The 18,049-nt window shown below is 75.0% G+C and carries 18 protein-coding genes and 1 pseudogene; 11 read left to right on the top strand and 8 right to left on the bottom strand.

Annotated features, from left to right (window positions below; translation table 11 throughout):
• Window positions 1-25 precede the first annotated feature (25 nt).
• From ABT238_RS12060 to ABT238_RS12075, 4 genes are all read right to left on the bottom strand, one after another.
• Window positions 26-790 (bottom strand): ABC transporter permease, encoded by a 765-nt coding sequence (locus ABT238_RS12060; RefSeq protein ID WP_350756868.1) that lies wholly within the window; start codon window positions 788-790, stop codon window positions 26-28.
• A gap of 30 nt (window positions 791-820) precedes the next feature.
• On the bottom strand, window positions 821-1,786 hold the full coding sequence (locus tag ABT238_RS12065; RefSeq protein ID WP_350562818.1) for an ATP-binding cassette domain-containing protein: 966 nt from the start codon (window positions 1,784-1,786) through the stop codon (window positions 821-823).
• A 115-nt stretch (window positions 1,787-1,901) separates the two neighbouring features.
• Window positions 1,902-3,134, bottom strand: coding sequence for a nucleotide disphospho-sugar-binding domain-containing protein (locus tag ABT238_RS12070; protein ID WP_350756870.1), 1,233 nt, complete (start codon window positions 3,132-3,134; stop codon window positions 1,902-1,904).
• Window positions 3,131-3,430 carry a hypothetical protein gene (locus ABT238_RS12075; RefSeq protein ID WP_350756872.1) on the bottom strand — a complete coding sequence of 100 codons (300 nt, stop codon included), beginning with the start codon at window positions 3,428-3,430 and terminating at the stop codon, window positions 3,131-3,133. Before ABT238_RS12075 ends, ABT238_RS12070 begins: the two co-directional genes overlap by 4 nt.
• Before the next feature lie 145 nt (window positions 3,431-3,575).
• Here ABT238_RS12075 and ABT238_RS12080 point away from each other — a divergent pair, with 145 nt between their 5' ends.
• The 10 genes from ABT238_RS12080 to ABT238_RS12125 all read left to right on the top strand — a co-directional run bounded on the left by ABT238_RS12080 (window position 3,576) and on the right by ABT238_RS12125 (window position 11,769).
• Entirely contained in the window at window positions 3,576-4,508 is a 933-nt protein-coding gene (locus ABT238_RS12080) for a 3-oxoacyl-[acyl-carrier-protein] synthase III C-terminal domain-containing protein (RefSeq protein WP_350562824.1), read from the top strand.
• Window positions 4,509-4,592: 84 nt separating this feature from the next.
• The gene (locus tag ABT238_RS12085; protein ID WP_350562826.1) at window positions 4,593-4,883 is read left to right on the top strand and encodes an acyl carrier protein; all 291 of its coding nucleotides are present in this window, start codon (window positions 4,593-4,595) and stop codon (window positions 4,881-4,883) included.
• Window positions 4,884-4,886: 3 nt separating this feature from the next.
• A complete protein-coding gene (locus ABT238_RS12090) occupies window positions 4,887-5,699 on the top strand; it encodes a hypothetical protein (RefSeq protein WP_350562828.1) in 813 nt (270 codons plus the stop codon).
• Window positions 5,696-6,445, top strand: coding sequence for a 4'-phosphopantetheinyl transferase family protein (locus tag ABT238_RS12095; protein WP_350756875.1), 750 nt, complete (start codon window positions 5,696-5,698; stop codon window positions 6,443-6,445). The genes ABT238_RS12090 and ABT238_RS12095 overlap by 4 nt, the downstream gene beginning before the upstream one ends.
• A gap of 119 nt (window positions 6,446-6,564) precedes the next feature.
• Window positions 6,565-8,280 (top strand): condensation domain-containing protein, encoded by a 1,716-nt coding sequence (locus ABT238_RS12100; protein WP_350562832.1) that lies wholly within the window; start codon window positions 6,565-6,567, stop codon window positions 8,278-8,280.
• Window positions 8,281-8,327: 47 nt separating this feature from the next.
• Window positions 8,328-8,747 (top strand): hypothetical protein, encoded by a 420-nt coding sequence (locus tag ABT238_RS12105; protein WP_350562834.1) that lies wholly within the window; start codon window positions 8,328-8,330, stop codon window positions 8,745-8,747.
• 74 nt (window positions 8,748-8,821) lie between these two features.
• Window positions 8,822-9,109 carry a hypothetical protein gene (locus ABT238_RS12110; RefSeq protein WP_350562836.1) on the top strand — a complete coding sequence of 96 codons (288 nt, stop codon included), beginning with the start codon at window positions 8,822-8,824 and terminating at the stop codon, window positions 9,107-9,109.
• Window positions 9,110-9,191: 82 nt separating this feature from the next.
• Window positions 9,192-10,133: a hypothetical protein gene (locus ABT238_RS12115; RefSeq protein WP_350562838.1), complete on the top strand. Its 942-nt coding sequence runs from the start codon at window positions 9,192-9,194 to the stop codon at window positions 10,131-10,133.
• A 23-nt stretch (window positions 10,134-10,156) separates the two neighbouring features.
• A complete protein-coding gene (locus ABT238_RS12120) occupies window positions 10,157-10,957 on the top strand; it encodes an SDR family NAD(P)-dependent oxidoreductase (protein ID WP_350756878.1) in 801 nt (266 codons plus the stop codon).
• A 23-nt stretch (window positions 10,958-10,980) separates the two neighbouring features.
• The gene (locus ABT238_RS12125) at window positions 10,981-11,769 is read left to right on the top strand and encodes a polysaccharide deacetylase family protein (protein WP_502891421.1); all 789 of its coding nucleotides are present in this window, start codon (window positions 10,981-10,983) and stop codon (window positions 11,767-11,769) included.
• 41 nt (window positions 11,770-11,810) lie between these two features.
• Here ABT238_RS12125 and ABT238_RS38770 read toward each other — a convergent pair.
• The 4 genes and pseudogenes from ABT238_RS38770 to ABT238_RS12140 all read right to left on the bottom strand — a co-directional run.
• A pseudogene (locus tag ABT238_RS38770) lies at window positions 11,811-11,976 on the bottom strand (IS256 family transposase); the annotation flags it as partial.
• Between the two features lie 55 nt (window positions 11,977-12,031).
• Window positions 12,032-13,117, bottom strand: coding sequence for an MGDG synthase family glycosyltransferase (locus ABT238_RS12130; protein WP_350756887.1), 1,086 nt, complete (start codon window positions 13,115-13,117; stop codon window positions 12,032-12,034).
• Window positions 13,118-13,136: 19 nt separating this feature from the next.
• Window positions 13,137-14,081, bottom strand: a complete 945-nt coding sequence (locus ABT238_RS12135; RefSeq protein ID WP_350562846.1) for an NAD-dependent epimerase/dehydratase family protein — start codon at window positions 14,079-14,081, stop codon at window positions 13,137-13,139.
• 67 nt (window positions 14,082-14,148) lie between these two features.
• Complete coding sequence (locus ABT238_RS12140) at window positions 14,149-15,273, bottom strand: DegT/DnrJ/EryC1/StrS family aminotransferase (RefSeq protein ID WP_350562848.1); 1,125 nt, start codon at window positions 15,271-15,273, stop codon at window positions 14,149-14,151.
• A 503-nt stretch (window positions 15,274-15,776) separates the two neighbouring features.
• On the opposite strand from ABT238_RS12140, the gene ABT238_RS12145 reads away from it, so the two are divergent.
• Window positions 15,777-18,017 (top strand): MMPL family transporter, encoded by a 2,241-nt coding sequence (locus tag ABT238_RS12145; protein ID WP_350756892.1) that lies wholly within the window; start codon window positions 15,777-15,779, stop codon window positions 18,015-18,017.
• Window positions 18,018-18,049: the final 32 nt, after the last annotated feature.

Below are 18,049 nucleotides of genomic sequence, written 5' to 3' on the forward strand. Positions count from 1 at the left end.
GTGACGCCGCGTCGGCCGCCCGGGCTCAGCGCACCCGGGTCGAGAACAGCCGGGCCGACCAGTACACCGCCGCCGCCGTCATCAGCACGACCACCAGCAGGCCCTGCCAGACCACGCTGTCCCCGACGTGGCCCGAGAACAGCGCGCGCATGCCCTCCACCGCCCAGTAGAAGGGGTTCCACTTGGCCATCGACTGGAGCCACATCGGCGCCAGCGCCAGCGGCAGCAGCACCCCCGAGAGCAGCGCGATCGGCTGCGCGATGGTGTTCACCACCGGCGCCATCGCCTCGTCGGCCGGGAGCACCAGGGCGATCCCGTAGGAGATCGCCGAGGTCATCATCGCGAGCAGGCCCATCAGCAGGAAGGCCAGCAGCAGGTCCAGCGGGCCGACCCGCAGGCCGAACGGCAGCGCGATGATGGTGATGATCACCGCCTGGACGAGCAGCGCCACCGTCTCGCGCAGCGCCCGGCCGAGCAGCAGGGCGAGCCGGCTGACCGGGGTGACCCGGGCCCGCTCGATGATCCCGGCCCGCAGCTCGCCGAGCAGGCTGAAGCCGGTGTACAGGCCGCCGAAGATGCACAGCACGGCCAGCAGGCCGGGCACGTAGATCTGGTAGGCCTCGGCGTAGCTGTGCGCTCCCATCGGCTCCAGCACCCGCTTGAGCAGCGGTGCGAAGAGCAGCAGGTAGAAGATCGGCTGGATCACCCCGACGGCGATCCAGATCGGTGTCCGCCACATCAGCAGCAACTGGCGCTGGAAGACCAGCCAGGTGTCGCGGGCGAGCTTCATGGGCCCCTCCTCGGGGTTCCGGAGGTGCGGTCAGGACTGCCCGATGGAGCGGCCGGTGCGGGCCAGGAAGACGTCGTCCAGGCTGGGCCGCTGCAGCTGCACGGTGCCGGTGACGACGCCGGCTCCGTCCAGGGCGCGCAGCAGGCGCGGGATTGCGGCGGCGCCGTCGTCCAGGTAGAGCCGCACGCCGTCCTCGCCGCTCAGCTCCAGGCGGTGGAGGACCGGCGGACCGGGCTGCTCGCGCAGCGCCTTGGCGGCCCGTTCGGCCTCGCCGGCGCCGAGGCCGATGAGCACGACGTCGCCGGATATCTCGCGTTTGAGGGTCTCGGGCGTGCCCTCGGCGACGATGCCGCCGTGGTCGACGATGGAGACCCGGTCGCAGAGCGCGTCGGCCTCGTCGAGGTAGTGGGTGGTGACGATGACGGTCATGCCCTCGTCGCGCAGCCGCCGGATCTCGGACCAGACGTGGCCGCGGCTGGCCGGGTCGAGGCCGACCGTGGGCTCGTCGAGGAACAGCACCTTCGGCGAGTGGATGACGCCGAGCGCGATGTCGAGCCGGCGGCGCTGGCCGCCGGAGTAGGTGCGGCACGGCCGGTCGCCGAACTCGGTGAGTTCGAACGCCCCGAGCGCGTCCTCGGCGCGGCTCAGCGCCTCGGCCTTGCTCTTGCCGTGCATCCGCGCCTGCATCACGAGTTCCTCGCGGGCGGTGACGGTGTCGGTGGTGCCGCCGCCCTGGGCGACGTAGCCGATCCTGCGGCGCACCTCGGCCGGGTCGGCGAACAGGTCGGCGCCGGCGATCCGGGCCTCGCCGCCGTCGGGGCGGATCAGGGTCGCGAGCATCCGCAGGGTCGTCGTCTTCCCGGCGCCGTTGGGGCCGAGGAAGCCGAAGATCTCACCGGGCTCGACGTCCAGGTCGATGCCTCGGACGGCGTCCACGGGTGGCTGGCCGCGTTTCTTGGAAGGGTAGGACTTTCTCAGCCCCTTGGTCTCGATCAACCAGAACTCCCGTGCGGGGATGGGTTGCCGGGGCGCCGGGAAGGCGGCGCGCGGGGCACCTGGGAAGTGGTGCTGCGGGCCACCCTAGAGTCTGCGGCGCCCCGGAAACAATGGCCTAGACCAATGGATTGGCCGATGGGACGGCCGGGCGGGCACCCTCCGCGACCAGTGCCTCCACCCGGTCGGCGGCCGTCACGGCCCCGCCGCCGGCGAGCAGTCCGGCCCCGACCCGGGCCGCCGCCGCCCGGTATCCGGGCTCCTCCAGCACGCTGCGCAGCGCCGTGCCGAGGTGATCGGGCGTCACCCGGGCGAACGGCACCCGCAGCCCGGCCCCGGCGGCCGCGACCCGCGCGGCCACGAACGGCTGGTCGTGCCGGATCGGCGCCGTCACCAGCGGCAGCCCGTGCGCCAGCGCCTCGCCGACGGTGTTCATCCCGCCGTGGCACAGCACCGCGTCCAGCGCCCCGCGCCGCATCAGCTCCAGCACCGGCGCCCGGTCCACCGCCACCGCGTCCGCGGGCAGGCCGGAGGGCGCGGGCAGCAGCTCGCCCGGCGCCGCGAACACGGCCTGCACCTTGGGCCCGCACAGCTCCAGCGCCCGCGCCGCCCGGGCCAGGAAGTCGGCGCCCAGCTCGCCGGAGAGGGTGCCCATGGTGACCAGCACCCGCCGGCGGTCCGGCCGCAGCCGCTCCCAGGGGAAGGCCGGATCGGCGGGCCGGTCCGCCAGCACCGGCCCCACCGGGGCGTACCGCGTCGGCAGCGCCCCGGCCCCGGCCGGCTCCGCGTCGGCGGGCGGCGGACCGGTGAGCGCCGGACCGGTGAAGGCGAGCACCAGCGCGGGGGAGAACCGCGGGTCGGTGTACTCCTCCTCGGGCAGCCCGGCCCGCCGCCACAGGCCCCGCAGCAGGTCGGTCATCCACTGCTCCACCAGCGGCAGGGCCCGGAACGGCCGCCCCAGCTCCATCGCGCCCGGCGCCAGGGTGCCCCAGGGCAGCCGGTGCCGGTGCGCCACCAGCGCCCCGGCCGGCGTGTGCTGGTCCACCAGCAGCGCGTCCGGGCGGTACTCGCGCACCGCCGCGTCCAGCGCCTTCACGGTGAACCGCGCGTACGGGACGATGAACCCCTCCCAGAGCGAGCGGACGGCGGCCAGCCCGTGTCCGCCCTGCGCCCGGAACGCCCGGGTGCCGGTGCCGAAGACCCGCGCGTCCGGCCCGAGCAGCGGCCGCAGTGCCGTCTCGGTGCCGGTCCAGGCCACCTCGTGGCCGCGCGCGACCAGCTCCCGGGCCAGGCCCACGGTCGGGTTGACGTGGCCGGTCAGCGGCGGCACCACCATCAGGAAGCGGCTCATCGGGCGTCCTCCGCGGGCAGCAGCCGCTCGACGTCGGCGACGGTCAGCGCCTCCAGCGCGGCCAGGTCGAGCCCGGCCCGCAGCGCGGCCAGGTCCACCGAGGGGCCGAAGGCGTGGCGCAGGCCCTCGTGCAGCGCGGCGAGTTCGGTCTCGTCGAGCAGCAGGTCCCCGTCCAGCCGGGCCCGCGGGGTCACCCGCGCGGCCCAGCTGGGTGGGGCCTGCGCCACGTCGGCCAGCAGGGACACCAGCGCCGGACGGACCGGCGGCACGGCGACGGGAGGTTCACGATCGGTCATCTGGGACTCCACCGGCTCGACGACGCGGGGCGGGAGGGCGGCGGCACGAGACGTGCGCGTTCCGTGGGTGGGATGTGCGGTCGGTGTGCCGCAACCGCCCGAGATCACTTGTGCGGACCCGTCGGGCGTGGGAATACTAGCCCGCGTGACCGCACTGGAGGCAGTGGCCGTTCACCTCCCCCAACAGACCCTGCCCATTGAGGCAGTGGGCGAGCGCATCGGCCTGACCCCACGTCAACTCCGTCTCTTCCGCCGCTTCCACGGCCTGGACCAGCTGCGACTGGATCCGGACGGGAAGCTGCCCGACCTGCTCGAATCCGCCGTCGACGCCCTTCCGGAGCTGCGCGGACGCGAACGGCACGTCCGTTTCGTCGTCCACGCGCGCAGCATGCCGGTGGCGGTGCCCTACCCGCTCAACCCGCTGCACGACCTGCTCCACCGATACGGCCTCGGCCACGCCCAGGCCTTCACCGTCACCCACCACGCCTGCGCGGTCGGCCTGCTGGCCGTCGACCTGGCCGGCCGCCTGCTCGCCGGAGAACCCGACCGGGAGGCGCTGGCCCTGGTGCTCGCCGGGGAGAAGACCTTCACCAAGGACGCCCAGGTGGTGCCGGAGACCGGCATCTTCGCCGAGGGCGCGGCCGCCTGCCTGGTCAGCGCCGACGGCGAGCGGGACCGCGTGCTGTCCTACGCGGTGCGCCAGCGCCCCGAGTTCGACGGCCGGCTGGCCGAGGACCCGGAACTGCTCGCCCGCTACCAGCGCGAGTACCCGGCGGTGATGGTGGAGGCGATCGAGGCCGCCCTCCAGCAGGCCGGTCTGGACCTCTCCGACCTCGCGCTGCTGCTTCCGCACAACGTCAACCAGGCCTCCTGGCGGATGATCGCGCGCCGGATCGGCTTCCCGATCGGGAAGGTGGTGCTGGACAACGTGCCTGCGGTGGGGCACAGTTTCGCAGCGGACAGCCTCATCAACCTGCACACCGCCACCACGCGGGGGCTGCTCGGCCGCGGCGAGCGCTACCTGATCGCCGCCGCAGGCATCGGAGCGACCTTCTCCGCCATGGTCGTCGAGCACTGACGATCCGTCAGCCACTCCCTTCCGGGCGCCGGTTCCCCGGCGGCCCGCCCCCACTCCACCACGCACGACGGGACGGTCCCACCCATGTCCGACCAAGTGGTCCAGACCACCGACACCGAGCTGCGCGGCCGGGTCCTGCACAGCCTCGGCGAGCTGCTGCCGCGCGTCCTCAAGCGGGACCTCCCCGAGATCCCCGAGAACGCCTGCCTCTTCGACGACCTCGGCCTCACCTCGGCCGGCACCATCGAACTGATCCTGGAGGTCGAGGAGGCCCTCGACATCCAGGTCGACGTCGAGCAGATCACCGAGGACGACCTGCGCTCGGTCACCAGCCTGGCCGAGTACGTCGCCTCGCACGTCATCGCCGAGGACTGAGCGGTGCCCGTCGCGCCGGGCCTCACCCGGGTGCTGACGCGGTACACCGACGGCCGCTCCGAGCTCTCCCTCGATCCCGACCTGCGGGTCTTCGTCTCCGACCTGGTCCGCCCCTACGGCCTGCCGCTGCGCGAGGACCTGCTGGCCGAGGGTGCCGGACACGCCTACGAGGAGCTGGCCGCCGACCTGCTCACCGAGGCGCTCGGCCCGGACGAACCAGCGGACGTGCTCGTCCAGGCCTTCGACTCGCCCGACGTCCGGCCCGGCGCGCCCACCTCGCTCGCCCTCAGCCGCTCCTGCCCGGGCGCACCCCTCGCGCTCGCGCTCTGCGACCAGGGCACCGCCGGGGCGTTCGCCGCGCTGCGCGCCGCCACCGCGTACCAGCGCACCGGCGTCGCCCACCGCGCGGTCGTCGTCCTCGCCGAGCAGACCGCGCTGCACTACGAGGCGGCCGCGCCGGTCGCCCTGCCCGAGCGGCACTGCGCGGTCGTACTGGTCTGCGAGCTGGTTCCGGGCGAGGAGCTGACCGTCCGCCAGGGCGGCGGGGCGGACGCCGGGTCCGCCGCCGAACAGGTGCGCCGGGAGGCGAAGGACCTGGGGGAGGGGGCCGCCGTGCTCCTCTCCGCCGCCCTGGAGGTGCCCGGTCTGGACGCCGTCCGCGTCCCCGCCGGCCAGCCGTTCACCGGGCTCTGGTCCGCGCTCGCCGCGCACCTGCCGGCCTGGCGGGCCGAACGGCGGCCGGTGCTGCTCGCCGACCTCGACCCGCGGCTCGGCGTGCTCTCCACCCTGACCCTGCGCGCCGGTCCGAAGCCGTGAGCAACGGCCGCGAGGCCGGGACCGGGGCTGGGGCGGGCGAGGGCGAGGAGGCCGCCGAGGGCGTCGACCGCATCGACGTCTGGCTGATCCCCACCGACCAGCCCGAGCCGGTGGTCCGCGCCCTGTGCGCACTGCTCGACCCGGCCGAACGGGCCCGCGCCGACGGGCCGGACCCGCGCTTCGGGCGGCGGTTCACCGTCGCCCACGGCGCCGTCCGGCTGCTCGCCGGCGCCCGGCTCGGCCGCGACCCGGCCCGGCTCACCTGGCGTCGCGGGCCGCACGGCAAGCCGGAGATCGACGGGCTCGCCGTGAACCAGTCCGCCTCCGGCACGCTCGCCGCCGTCGCCCTCGCGCGGGGGCGGCCCGTCGGCGTCGACGTCGAGGAGGTCCGCGACGCCCGCAGCGCCCTGCGCCTGGCCCGGCGCTACTTTCCCGCGGCCGAGGCGGCCCTGGTCGCCGCCGACCCGGCGCCCGCCGAGCGCTTCACCGAGCTGTGGTGCCGCCGCGAGGCCTGTGTCAAGGCGTACGGCGGCCGGCTCGTCCAGGGCTTCGGCCTGCCGCTGGCCGGTCCGGCCCCGGTGCTGCTCGCCGACCCCGGCGCCCTCGGACCGGGCCCGTGCCGGGTCGACGACGTGCCCGCCCCCCGGCCGTTCCGTGCCGCCCTGGCGGCGGTCGGCGGCCGCCCGTTCGAGGCCCGCGTCCGCACCTGGACGATGCCCGATGGCCTTGCCATGTCAGATGGTTGACGAAGCGTCAGGCCCCTTTCGGCATCCCGGATTTCTGGTCTGGACCAGTGGCTCGACGCACTGCTAGCGTCCCGACCGCATCCCCGCCGCAAACAGTCGAGCCGAAGGGCACGGACGACGTGACGTACGACGTGGCAGAGCAGGACGGGCGGATCGCCGTCCGGTACGGCGGCGCGAGCAGCGGCTCCGGCCCGCTCACCCTCGGCCAGGACAACATGATCCGCTGCATCCGGCGCGACCGGCCCGAACAGATCAACCAGGCGTCCGCCTGGCCGGTCCCCGACGGCACCACCCAGGCCCACGCCCTGGACGCGCTGCGCGCCCTGGTGGAACGCCACGAGTCGCTGCGCACCGCCTTCCCGCCCGGCGCCGCCGACGGCTTCCCCGAGCGCCAGGAGGTGCTCCCCGAAGGCGAGTTCACCGTCACCGTGATCCCCGCCGGGGGCCGGACGGACGCCGAACTCGACGCCCTGGCCGAGGAGGTCGGGCGCGCCGACGTCGCCCTGCCGATCGACCTGGCCACCGCCCCGCGGCTGCGCTTCACCTTCCTGACCGATGGACGGCTGCTGCGCCGCCTGGTCGTGACGGCCTGCCACGCGGGCGTCGACGGCGCCGCCGTCACCCTGCTCATCCAGGACTGGCTGGCCCTCGCCACCGGCCGGCCGCTGCCGCCCATCACCTCCCGCACCCCGCTCCAGGTGGCCGCCCACGAACAGAGCACCCAGGGCCGGCGCAAGACCGCGGCCGCCCTCAAGCACTGGGAGGCGATCCTCACCACCGGCCCCTCGACCGTCTTCGCCACCGACGCCCTCACCGGACCGCCGGACGGACTCGCCGCGGTGCTGGTCCGCTCGCGCACCGCCGCCGCCGACCTCGCGGCGGTCTGTCGCCGCACCACGGCCAGCCCCTCGGTCGTCCTGCTCGCCGTCTTCGCCGCCCTCACCGCGCACCGCGCCGACCGCGCCGACCTGGTGATCTCGGCGCTGTCCGCCAACCGCCAGCGCGCGGTGCTCGCCGACCACGTCGGCACCCTCGCCCAGGACGCGCTGATCGCCCTCGACACCGCGGCCGGCGACCTCGACGAGCTGATCGGCCGGACCAAGTCCGCCTCCTTCACCGGCTACTGGCACAGCACCCTGAACGCCGACAAGGTCTGGCGGCTCATCGAGGACGTCGCCGAGCGGCGCGGCGCCCGCTTCGCCCGCCAGGTCGTCGTCAACGACCTCAGCCTCGCCGTCCCCGAGGCGATGTCCGACGCCCGCCCCGCGCCCACCGCCGACCCCGAGCTGCGGTGGCTGCCCGACCAGCCGGTGCCGGTGCGGCTGATGCTCAACCTCCTGCGCACCACCGGCAGCCTGGAGTTCGCGCTGCTCGCCTGCCCCCAGGTGCTCGACCGCGCCGACACCGAGCGCTTCGCCCGCGCCGTGCCCGCCGTCCTGGCGGCCGCCGCCGACCGGCCCCTGCCGCTCGCCGGGATCGGCGCCCTCAGCGGGCTGCGCCCGGTCACCCGCAGGGGCGACTGGCACCGCGTCGGCGCCGACTGGATCGACCTCGACGCCGTCCGCGCCCTGCTCACCGACGCCCTCGGCCCCGCCGCCGCGGCCGTCGACCTCATCCGCACCGAGGGCGCCCTCGCCGCCCGCGTCGCCACCCCCGACTCCGGCCTCACCCCCGCCGCGGCCCACCGCGCGGTCATCGCCGCCCTCCGGGGCCGCGAGACCGCCATGGCCCCGCACCACTACACCCTCCACCTCCACCCGGGCGACACCCCGGGCGTCCCGCTCCCCCTTCCCGCCCTCCCCGTCCTCGCCGAGGGCTCCGGCAGGGTCGGCTGACCGCGATTGGGTACGCTCCCTCCGGGGAGAGCCGGGGGGAGCGGGGCATGCACGTCCGGGACGTGGTGAAGGCGACGATCGTGGCCGAGATCGGGACCGCGTTGATCGTCGGCCTGGTCGCCCTGGTGGCGTGGCTGGTGCTGGGGGACCACGACCGGGTCGAGGACATTCCCTGGGTGGTCTGTGCCATGGGCGCCGGTGGAGTCGCCGCCGACTACTTCCGCAAGGGCCCGCCGAACCGCCGCCGCGGGGTGCAGGCCGGCGCGGCCGTGCTCCTCGTGCTGACGGTCGCCGCCATGGCGGCGACCGACCAGTGGCTGCCGGGCGAGCGCGGGGGCGGTATGAGCGCCGCGGTCGTCCTGATGATCGCGCTCCCCGTGGCCAACGGCGTCTTCGCCGCCGTCGCCGGCCCTCCGCCCGCGCGCCGACCCGCCGCCTCCCGCCCGCCCCGTGGTGACCGAGGGTGACCGCAGTTGCCGGGAGCGTCCGCGGGCGGAAGCCTGGACGTACGGGGGCGTTCACGATTGCGGGGTGATCGATCATGGTCAGGTTCACGCCGAAGTACCAGGAGGAGGAGCACGAGGTCGAGATCTGGGACGTCGAGTTCACCGAGGAGGACTGGGCCGAGTTCCACAAGGGGCCGCGAGCGTTCCTGGAGCGCATCAGCAAGGCCGACGGGCAGGAGGTCAACCGCCTCCTCGTCGACGCGCGGCTGCTGGAGGTCGCCCCTGACGGCAGCATCTGCCACGGGCACATCACCAGGATCCACATCAAGTCCGGACCGGAGCGCTCGACGAACGCCTACAGCTGCTCCGGGCTCTGGGAGTAGCCCCCGCTGCGGGACGGCCGCACCCGGCCGACACTGGGGGTGACCCCCGGCTTCCGGGGGCGCCCCCGATGCCGGGAGGGCCATGCTGCTCGGACTCACCACCGCCCTGGTCGCCACCGTCTGCTTCGGCTTCGGCTCGGTGTTCCAGGCGGGCGGCGCGCGCGAGGCCCCGCACGCCGACCGGGTGCGGGTCGGCCTGCTGGCGGCGCTGCTGCGCTCCTGGCGGTTCCTGCTCGGCACCGGCCTGGACATCGCCGGCTTCGCACTGAGCATCGTGGCCCTGCGCACCCTACCGCTTTTCCTGGTCCAGGCCGTCACCAACGCCAGCCTCGCCGTCACCGCGCTCGCCGCCGCCCGCCTGCTCGGCGCCCGGCTGCACCGCACCGACCTGCTCGGCATCGGTGCCGTGGTGCTCGGCCTCACCCTGCTGGCGTTCGGCTCCGGCGAGGCGGGCCGCGACCACGCGCCGCCCGCGTTCCACTGGGCGCTGCTGGCCGCGACCGTGCTGATGCTGCTGCTCACCCTCCTGCTCGCCCGCCGCACCGGCACCGCGGCGGCCGTCGGCCTCGGTCTGCTGGCGGGCGTCGGCTTCGGCGTCACCAGCCTCGCCGTCCGGGTCTTCGACTTCGCACGCCCGCTCGACGTGTTCACCGATCCGGCGGCCTACGGACTGGCCCTCGGCGGCCTCGGCGGCTACCTCGCGTACGCGCTCGCCCTGCAGCGCGGCACGGTGACGGCCGCGACCGCCGCCGGCACGGTCTCGGAGACCTTCGGCCCGGCGCTGGTCGGGGTGCTCGCGCTCGGCGACGCCGCCCGCCCCGGCTACGCCTGGTGCGCACTGGCCGGCTTCGCGGTGGCGGTCGGCGGCACCTTCGTGCTCTCCCGCTTCGGCGAGGTGGAGGCCGAACTGGGCCCCGTGGCCGGCGCCGCCGGGGTCCACCCACCGCCCCGGTCCGGCCCCACCCCGCTCGCTCGAACGGCCTTGCCGTGCGAAGGTGACTTGCCGGACAAATCGGACGGCTAGGCGCGGACAGAGCGGCAGGTGCCATGACGACGGACGACGACCATCCGCCCTCCCGCCGGGCCCGGCGGCGCCCCGCCGAGGACCCGCCGGTCGCCCTGGTGACCGGTGCCTCCTCGGGCATCGGCGCGGCCACCGCCGACACGCTCGCCTCGGCCGGCTGGCGGCTGCTGCTCTCCGGCACCGACCAGTCCCGGCTCGACGCGGTCGCCGCCCGCACCGGCGGCCGCCCGCTGCCCGCCGACCTCGCCAAGCCCGACGGCGCCCAGCGGCTCGCCGAGGCCGCCCTCGCGGCGGCCGGCCGGGTGGACGCGCTGGTCGCCGGCGCCGGTCTCGGCTGGCGCGGCCCCTTCGTCCGGACCCCCGCCGACACCCTGGACCGGATGCTGGAGGTCAACCTCGCCGCCCCGCTGCGGCTCACCCGCCTGCTCCTGCCGGGCATGCTGGAGCGCCGCCGGGGCCGGATCGTCCTGCTCGGCTCGATGGCCGGCCAGGTCGGCGTCCGCGACGAGGCCGCCTACGCGGCGACCAAGGCCGGACTGACGATGTTCGCCGAGAGCCTCTGGTACGAGCTGCGCGGCACCGGCGTCGGCGTCCGGCTGATCCTGCCGGGCGCGGTCCGAACCCCGTTCTTCGCCACCCGCGGCACCGACTACCAGCGCGAACGCCCCCGTCCCGTCTCCGCGCAGGAGGTGGCCGCCATCGTCCACGGCGTGCTCACCACCGACCGCGACCGGGTCTTCGTCCCGCACTGGCTGGGCTACCCGGCCCGCCTCCACGGCGCCGCGCCGGGCCTGTTCCGGCGGATGGCGTCCCGCTTCGGGTGAGGGCAGGCCCGCTCCTCGGCACCGTGGCCGCCGTGGAACTGCTCCACCTCGCCCCGGCCGCCGTCCGCCTGCCGCCCGTCCGCCGTCACCTCGCCCGCCGCACCGCGGGCTACGGCGACCCGGGGCATGTCGCGCTCACCTTCGACGACGGACCCGACCCGCGCGGCACCCCGCCGATCCTCGACGCCCTCGACGCGCTGGGCGTCCGGGCCACCTTCTTCCTGCTCGGCAGCATGCTCGAACGCGCCCCGGACCTCGGCCGCGAACTGGTCGCCCGGGGCCACGAGGTGGCCGTCCACGGCTGGCACCACCGCCGCCAGTACCGTCCGGCCCCCACCCGTGACCTGCGCGAACTCCACCGCACCACCGAAGCCGTCACCGCCCTCACCGGCACCCGCCCGCTCTGGTACCGGCCCCCCTACGGCGTCCTCACCGCCGGCCTCGCCCTGGCCGCCCACCGCCTCCGCCTGCGCCCCGTCCTGTGGAGCGCCTGGGGCCGCGACTGGCTCCCCACCGCCACCGGCCCCTCCGTCTACGCCGCCGCCCGCCCCACCCTCACCGGCGGCGCCACCCTCCTCCTCCACGACTCCGACTGCACCTCGGCCCCCGACTCCTGGCGCGCCACCCTCGCCGCCCTCCCCCTCATCGCCACCCACTGCCACACCCACAACCTCACCCTCGGCCCCCTCCGCGACCACGGCATCCCCCAAGCACCCCCGCACGGGACCGAGCACCTGAGGAAACCGACGCACCCACAGACCGCAGAACCATCCCCGCCGAGCGCGGGGCCGAGACGTCGCTGGCCGTCGTAGACAGCACGGGCGTGTCAGTGACTTCGTGTAAGCCGTAGGGGCTATCGAATGCTGAGCCGGTCCTCGAAGAACAGTGAGAACTGGTTCAGTGCCTCCTTCCAGTGTGCGGCGACGTGGTTGACGTCGCGTGCTTTCGGGTTGATCTGTTCTCGGACCGCGAGGTAGAGCACCTTCAGCGCGGCCTGCTCGGAGGGGAAGTGGATGGTTGGCCAGGGTTGCCTGCCACGTCACCGGGTGTACGCGGATCGGGGCGATGACGGTCTCAGGCCAGGCCGACGCTCTCCAGGGCCGCCGTGAAGCCGGTGCGCCAGCCTTCCGGGGTGGCGCTGGGGGAGGGGGTGGGGGCGGGGCGGGTGAGGGCGGCGAGGGCGGAGCGGACGACTTCGGCGGGGCGGGCGGAGACGACGTCGGCGTGGCCGAGTTCGAGTTCGTGCTGGAGGTTGTCGCGGCCGTGGCCCTGGACGACGTCCAGGAGCAGCAGGCGGCGGCCGAGGGCGCGGGCCTCGCTGCAGGTGTCGCCGGAGCTGGTCACGACCAGGTCCGCGGCGGCCATCAGGGCGGGGACCCGGTCGGTCCAGCCGTAGGGGTGGAGTCGTGGCCGACGGGTGGCGGCACGTCGGAGGCGGTGTTCCAGTTCGGCGTTGCTGCCCGCCACCGCGAGGACGTGCGGGCCGGCGTCGGCGAGTTCGGCGGCGGTCCGGGCGAGCGGGCCGAGGCCCCAGGCACCGGACATCAGCAGCACGCACCGCGCGTCCGCCGGCACACCCAGCTCCGCCCGCGCCTCGGCGCGCGGGGGCGGGCGGTAGAAAGGGGCACGCAGTGGTGCCGGGAGGACGGCCACCGGCGCGTCCGGCCGGTACCGCCGTACGCCGCACGCGGCGACCTCCGAGGTGACCAGGAACAGGTCGGTCTCCTCCTGCACCCAGAGCCGGTGCGGCGTGACGTCCGTGCACAGGACCAGGTGCCGAAAGGGCCGGGACGTGCCCCGCAGGCGGTTGACGGCCGACGTGGCCGTGGCGAACACCGACACCACCAGCTCCGGCCGCTGCCGCACGATCAGCGCCCGCAGCGCCGGCACCAGCCGCCGCCGCGCCGCCGCGTCGGCGAGCAGCGCGATCCGCGCGCCGGGGCGCAGCGCCGAGAAGTGGAAGGCGTCGTAGACGCCGGGCAGGCCGATCAGCCGCCGGAACACCGCCTCCCCGGCGGTGCCGGCGCGCTGCCCGAGCAGGGCCATCGCGTCGACCGTGCCGGTCGTCCAGCCGAGGTCCTCCAGGGAGTCCGCGCAGGCCCGGGCCATCACGTCGTGGCCCTGGCCGAGCGAGCCGGAGACCAGCAGCGCGTGCGGCACGGTCGCGCCCCCTCCCGGCTCAGGCGCCCGGCCGGGGGGCGGCCTCCGCCCGGTACCAGTCCGCGTACCGCCGCACGCCCTCGGCGAAGTGGGTCCGCGGCGACCAGCCCAGCAGCCGCTTGGCCTGCGCGGCGGAGATCCGGCGCCCGGCGTAGTCGGCGGTGCGCGCCTCGATGTGCTCGATGGTGACCGGCCCGAGCAGTTCGTCGACGGTGTCGGCGATGTCCCGCACGGAGACGGCGGTGGAGCCCTCCAGGGCGAAGGTCTGGTCCTCGGCGCTGGGGGAGAGGGCCCGCACGTGGGCGTCGGCGAGGTCCTCGACGTAGACGAAGTTGCGGCTCTGCCGGCCGTCGCCCGCGATGGTGATCGGGCGTCCGGCGAGCGCGGCCTGCACGAAGCGGGCGACCACCAGCTCGTCGCGCATCCGCGGCCCGTACGGGATGCCGTACCGCAGGATGGTGAAGTGCCGTCCGTACAGCTGGCGGTAGCTGTGCACGAGCATCTCCGCGGCCAGTTTGGTGGCGACGTACAGGTGCCCGCTGTGCTCCAGCTCGATCGGCACGTGCTCGTCCAGCTCCTGCTCCTCGCCGTCCAGCGAGGCCTCGGTGAGGGCGGCGCCGTACACCCAGACCGTGCTGGCCAGCACGGTACGGCTGAGGTCGTTGCGGCGGGCCGCCTCCAGGACGGTCTCGGTGCCGTCGATGTTGGCCCGCACGGCGCCGACCGGGTCGGCGGCGACCCGTTCGACGTCGGCCTGCGCGGCCAGGTGGAAGACCACCTCGCAACCGTCCAGGGCGCCGGTGAGCGCCGGCAGGTCGAGGATGTCGATCCGGGCGTGGTCGGCGTCGGGGTTGAGGTACTTGTCGGTGGTGTCCACCGCGAGCACCTCGTGCCCGGCGGCGAGCAGCCGGTCGACGACGTGTGAGCCGATGAATCCGCATCCCCCGGTGACCGCTATCCGCACGGTGTCCTCTCCTTCGTCGACGTCGGGTTCTGCCGGCGGGGCGCCGGTGTCCGGTGGCCGCGGGGCGTCACCCCGCGAGCCGGCGGTGGACGGTGGACACCGCCTCGATCACCCGGTCGGTCTCGTCCTCCGTCATGTCGGAGTGGACCGGCAGGCAGATCTGCCGGGCGCAGACGTCCTCGGCGACCGGCAGGGCGCCGCGCCGGTAGGGGGCGAGCACCGGCTGGAGGTGCAGCGGCAGGTCGTAGACTTCGCCGGGGAGCCGCACGTCGTACTCCTCGGCGACCGCCCGCTTGAAAGCGGCCCGGTCCACCCCGCGCGGCAGCAGGGCGACGTACTTGTAGTAGTTGCCGCGGCAGCCGGCCGGCTCGGTGACCGGCTCCAGTCCGTCCAGCGCGCCGAGCGCGGCGTCGTAGCGCTGGGCGACCCGGCGCCTGGTCTCCACGAACTCCTTGAGCCGGCGCAGGTGAACGGTGCCGATGGCGGCGTTCGGCTCGCTCATCCGCCAGGACGCGCCGAGCCGCACGTGGTGGTTGGTGCTGAACGACCCCTTGCCCTGGTCGCGGTAGATGCGGGCCTCGTCGCGCAGTTCGGCGGACCCGGTGAGGATCATGCCGCCCTCGCCGCTGGTGGTGACCTTGGTCGGGTAGAAGGAGAACGCTCCCGCCACGCCGAAGCCGCCGGCCGCCCGCCCCCGGTAGCTGCTGCCGTGGGCGTGCGCGGCGTCCTCGACCAGCGGGACGCCCCGGGCGTCGCAGAGCGCGCGCAGCGCGTCCACCGCGGGGGTGATCAGTCCGCCGATGTGGACCAGCACGACGGCGGCGGTCTCGGGGGTGAGCGCGGCCTCCAGGGTGTCGGGGCCGAGCGCCAGGGTGGCCGGGTCGACGTCGGCGATCACCGGCCGGCCGCCGGCGTGCAGCACGGCGCCGGCGGTCGCGTAGAAGGTGACGGCGGGCACGACGACGTCGCGGCCGCGGACGTCGAGGGAACGCAGGACGATCTCCAGCGCGGCGGTGCCGCTGGCGACGGCGACCGCGTGCGGGGCGCCGTGCTCGGCGGCGAAGGACTGCTCGAACCGCTCGGTCCAGGGACCGAGGGTGAGCGCACCGGTGGCGAGCATCTCGCTCACCGCCTCCGCGACGGTCGCGCGGTCGTTCTCGTCGAACACGATGCGGGCGGCGGGAACGCCCATGGGCCACCTCCGGCTACGGGACGCGCTGTGGACGGGCTGCGTCCCCGGGGGGCGCGAACCACCGGGAACCGTGGTGAACCGTCGGGGGCCATCGGGAACCCGGCAGGGACCACGGGGACGCATCGGTACGGACCGGGACGAATCACCCGGGCCAGGCACATCACGCTACTTCGCCCGCCGGGACGCGGCCCGTCCGCACCTCCGCCCGGGTGACGCGCCGCCGCCGGCGGGCCGGCCGCGAGCGACCCCGAGCCCCCGGGCCGTGATCGGGGCGGGCCCTCGGCCCCAGGTCGGAGCGCGGCGCCCGGTCTCCGACCCGAGGAGTACTCCGTCCGGGGCCGCGCTGCTGCGTCCGCACTACCCCGGAATGCCTGCACAGAGCCGACGCCGGGGAGACCCCCGCCGACGCAGGATTGGTCATGCTCCGGGCGCCCCGGCCCTCCGGCCGAACGCGCCGCCCGGCCATCCGTTCCTGCCCGCCATCCGAAGGAGTCCGCTCTCCCGTGGCCACTTTCCTCTACCGCCTGGGCCGATGGTCCTTCCTCAGGCGCCGGCTCGTGACCCTGCTCTGGGTCGCCGTGCTGGCCGCCGTCGGGGTGCTGGCCGCCAAGGCGCCGGCCGCCCCGGACGACGGCTTCGCCATGCCCGGTACCGAGGCGCAGAAGGCCTTCGACCTCATGGACGAGCGCTTCCCCGGCGCCATGTCCGACGGTGCCTCGGCCCGGCTGGTCTTCGTCGCCCCGTCCGGCCAGAAGATCACCGCCACCGAGCACCAGCAGGCGGTCGAGAAGACGGTCGCCGAGCTCGCGCACAGCGATCAGGTGGTCGGCGCGACCAGCCCGTTCAAGGCCGGCGCGGTCTCCCAGGACGGCACCACCGCCTACGCGACGGTCAACTACAGCGTCAAGCCGGGCAAGGTCAGCGAGACCGCCACCGAGACGCTGAAGGACTCCGCCCAGCACGCCCGCGACGCCGGTCTCACCGTGGACATCGGCGGCACCGCGCTGATGGAGATGGGCGAGGCGGGCGGTTCCGCCGAGGCGATCGGCATGGCGATATCCGCCGTCGTGCTGGTGATCACCTTCGGCTCGCTGCTGGCCGCCGGACTCCCGCTGCTCACCGCCCTGATCGGCGTCGGCCTCGGCATCGGGCTGATCACCGCGCTCGGCAGCACCCTGGGCCTGTCCACCACCACCAGCACCCTCGCGATGATGCTCGGCCTCGCCGTCGGCATCGACTACGCGCTGTTCATCGTCTCCCGCTACCGCGCCGAGCTCCTCGACGGCCACGAGCCGAAGGAGGCCGCCGGGCGGGCCGTCGGCACCGCCGGCTCGGCCGTGGTGTTCGCCGGACTCACCGTGATCATCGCGCTGGCCGGCCTCTCGGTGGTGGGCATCCCGATCCTCGCCAAGATGGGCATGGCCGCGGCCGGCACCGTGGTGATCGCGGTCGTGGTCGCGCTCACCTTCGTCCCCGCGCTGCTCGGCTTCCTCGGCCGCAGGGCGCTGTCCCGCAAGGACCGCAAGGCGAGTAAGGGCGGCCACGCCGCCGGCGCGGCCGGTGGCGACCGCCCCAACGGCGGCACCCGCTGGGCCCGCTTCGTGCTGCGCCGCCCGGTCGCCGTGCTGGTCCTCGGCGTGGTCGGCCTCGGCGTCCTCGCCCTGCCGGCCCTGGACCTGCGGCTCGGCCTGCCCGGCGACGAGGCCAAGCCCACCTCCACCACCCAGCGCCGCGCCTACGACCACCTCTCCGAGGGCTTCGGCCCCGGCTTCAACGGCCCGCTGACCGTGCTGGTCGACGCCAAGGGCGCGGCCGACCCCAAGGCCGCCGCCCAGAAGGTCGGCGACACCGTGAAGGCGCTGCCCGGCGTGGTCGCCGTCACGCCCGCGGTCTTCAACCAGGCCGGGGACACCGCGATGGTCACCGCCATGCCGGCCACCGGCCCGAGCGACGCCGCGACCACCGACCTGGTCCACGCCATCCGCGACAAGGCCGACGGCCTGAAGTCCGAAACCGGCGCGACGGTCCTGGTCAGCGGCGCGACGGCGATGAACATCGACGTCTCGCAGAAGCTCAACGACGCCCTGCTGCCCTACCTCGCGGTCGTCGTCGGCCTCGCGGTGCTGCTGCTCCTGGTGGTCTTCCGCTCGATCCTCGTGCCGATCAAGGCCGCCGTCGGCTTCCTGCTCTCGGTGGTCGCCGCGCTCGGCGCCGTCGTCGCGGTCTTCCAGTGGGGCTGGCTCGCCGAGCTGATCGGCGTCGAGCAGACCGGCCCGGTGATGAGCATGATGCCGATCTTCATGATCGGTGTGGTCTTCGGCCTGGCCATGGACTACGAGGTGTTCCTGGTCACCCGGATCCGGGAGGCCTTCGTGCACGGCGAGGAGCCCGGCGAGGCCGTGGTCACCGGCTTCCGGTACAACGCCCGGGTGGTCACCGCCGCCGCGCTCATCATGATCAGCGTCTTCGCCGGCTTCATCGGCATGAGCGAGCCGATGATCAAGATGATGGGTCTCGGCCTGGCCGCCGCCGTCGCCTTCGACGCCTTCGTGGTCCGCATGGCGATCGTCCCGGCCGTGCTCGTCCTGCTCGGCCGCCGCGCCTGGTGGCTGCCGGCCAAGCTGGAGAAGATCATCCCCGACGTCGACGTCGAGGGCGCCAAGCTCCAGACCGCCGCCCCGGCCCCGGTCACCGGGGCCGACGGCCCCGAGGCCGAGTCCCCCCGCCACTCGGTCGGCGTCTGACCCACCCGCCCCTGCCGCGGTTCCCGCCCCAC

It is taken from the genome of Kitasatospora sp. NPDC001527, from assembly GCF_040298605.1.
Taxonomy (GTDB): domain Bacteria; phylum Actinomycetota; class Actinomycetes; order Streptomycetales; family Streptomycetaceae; genus Kitasatospora.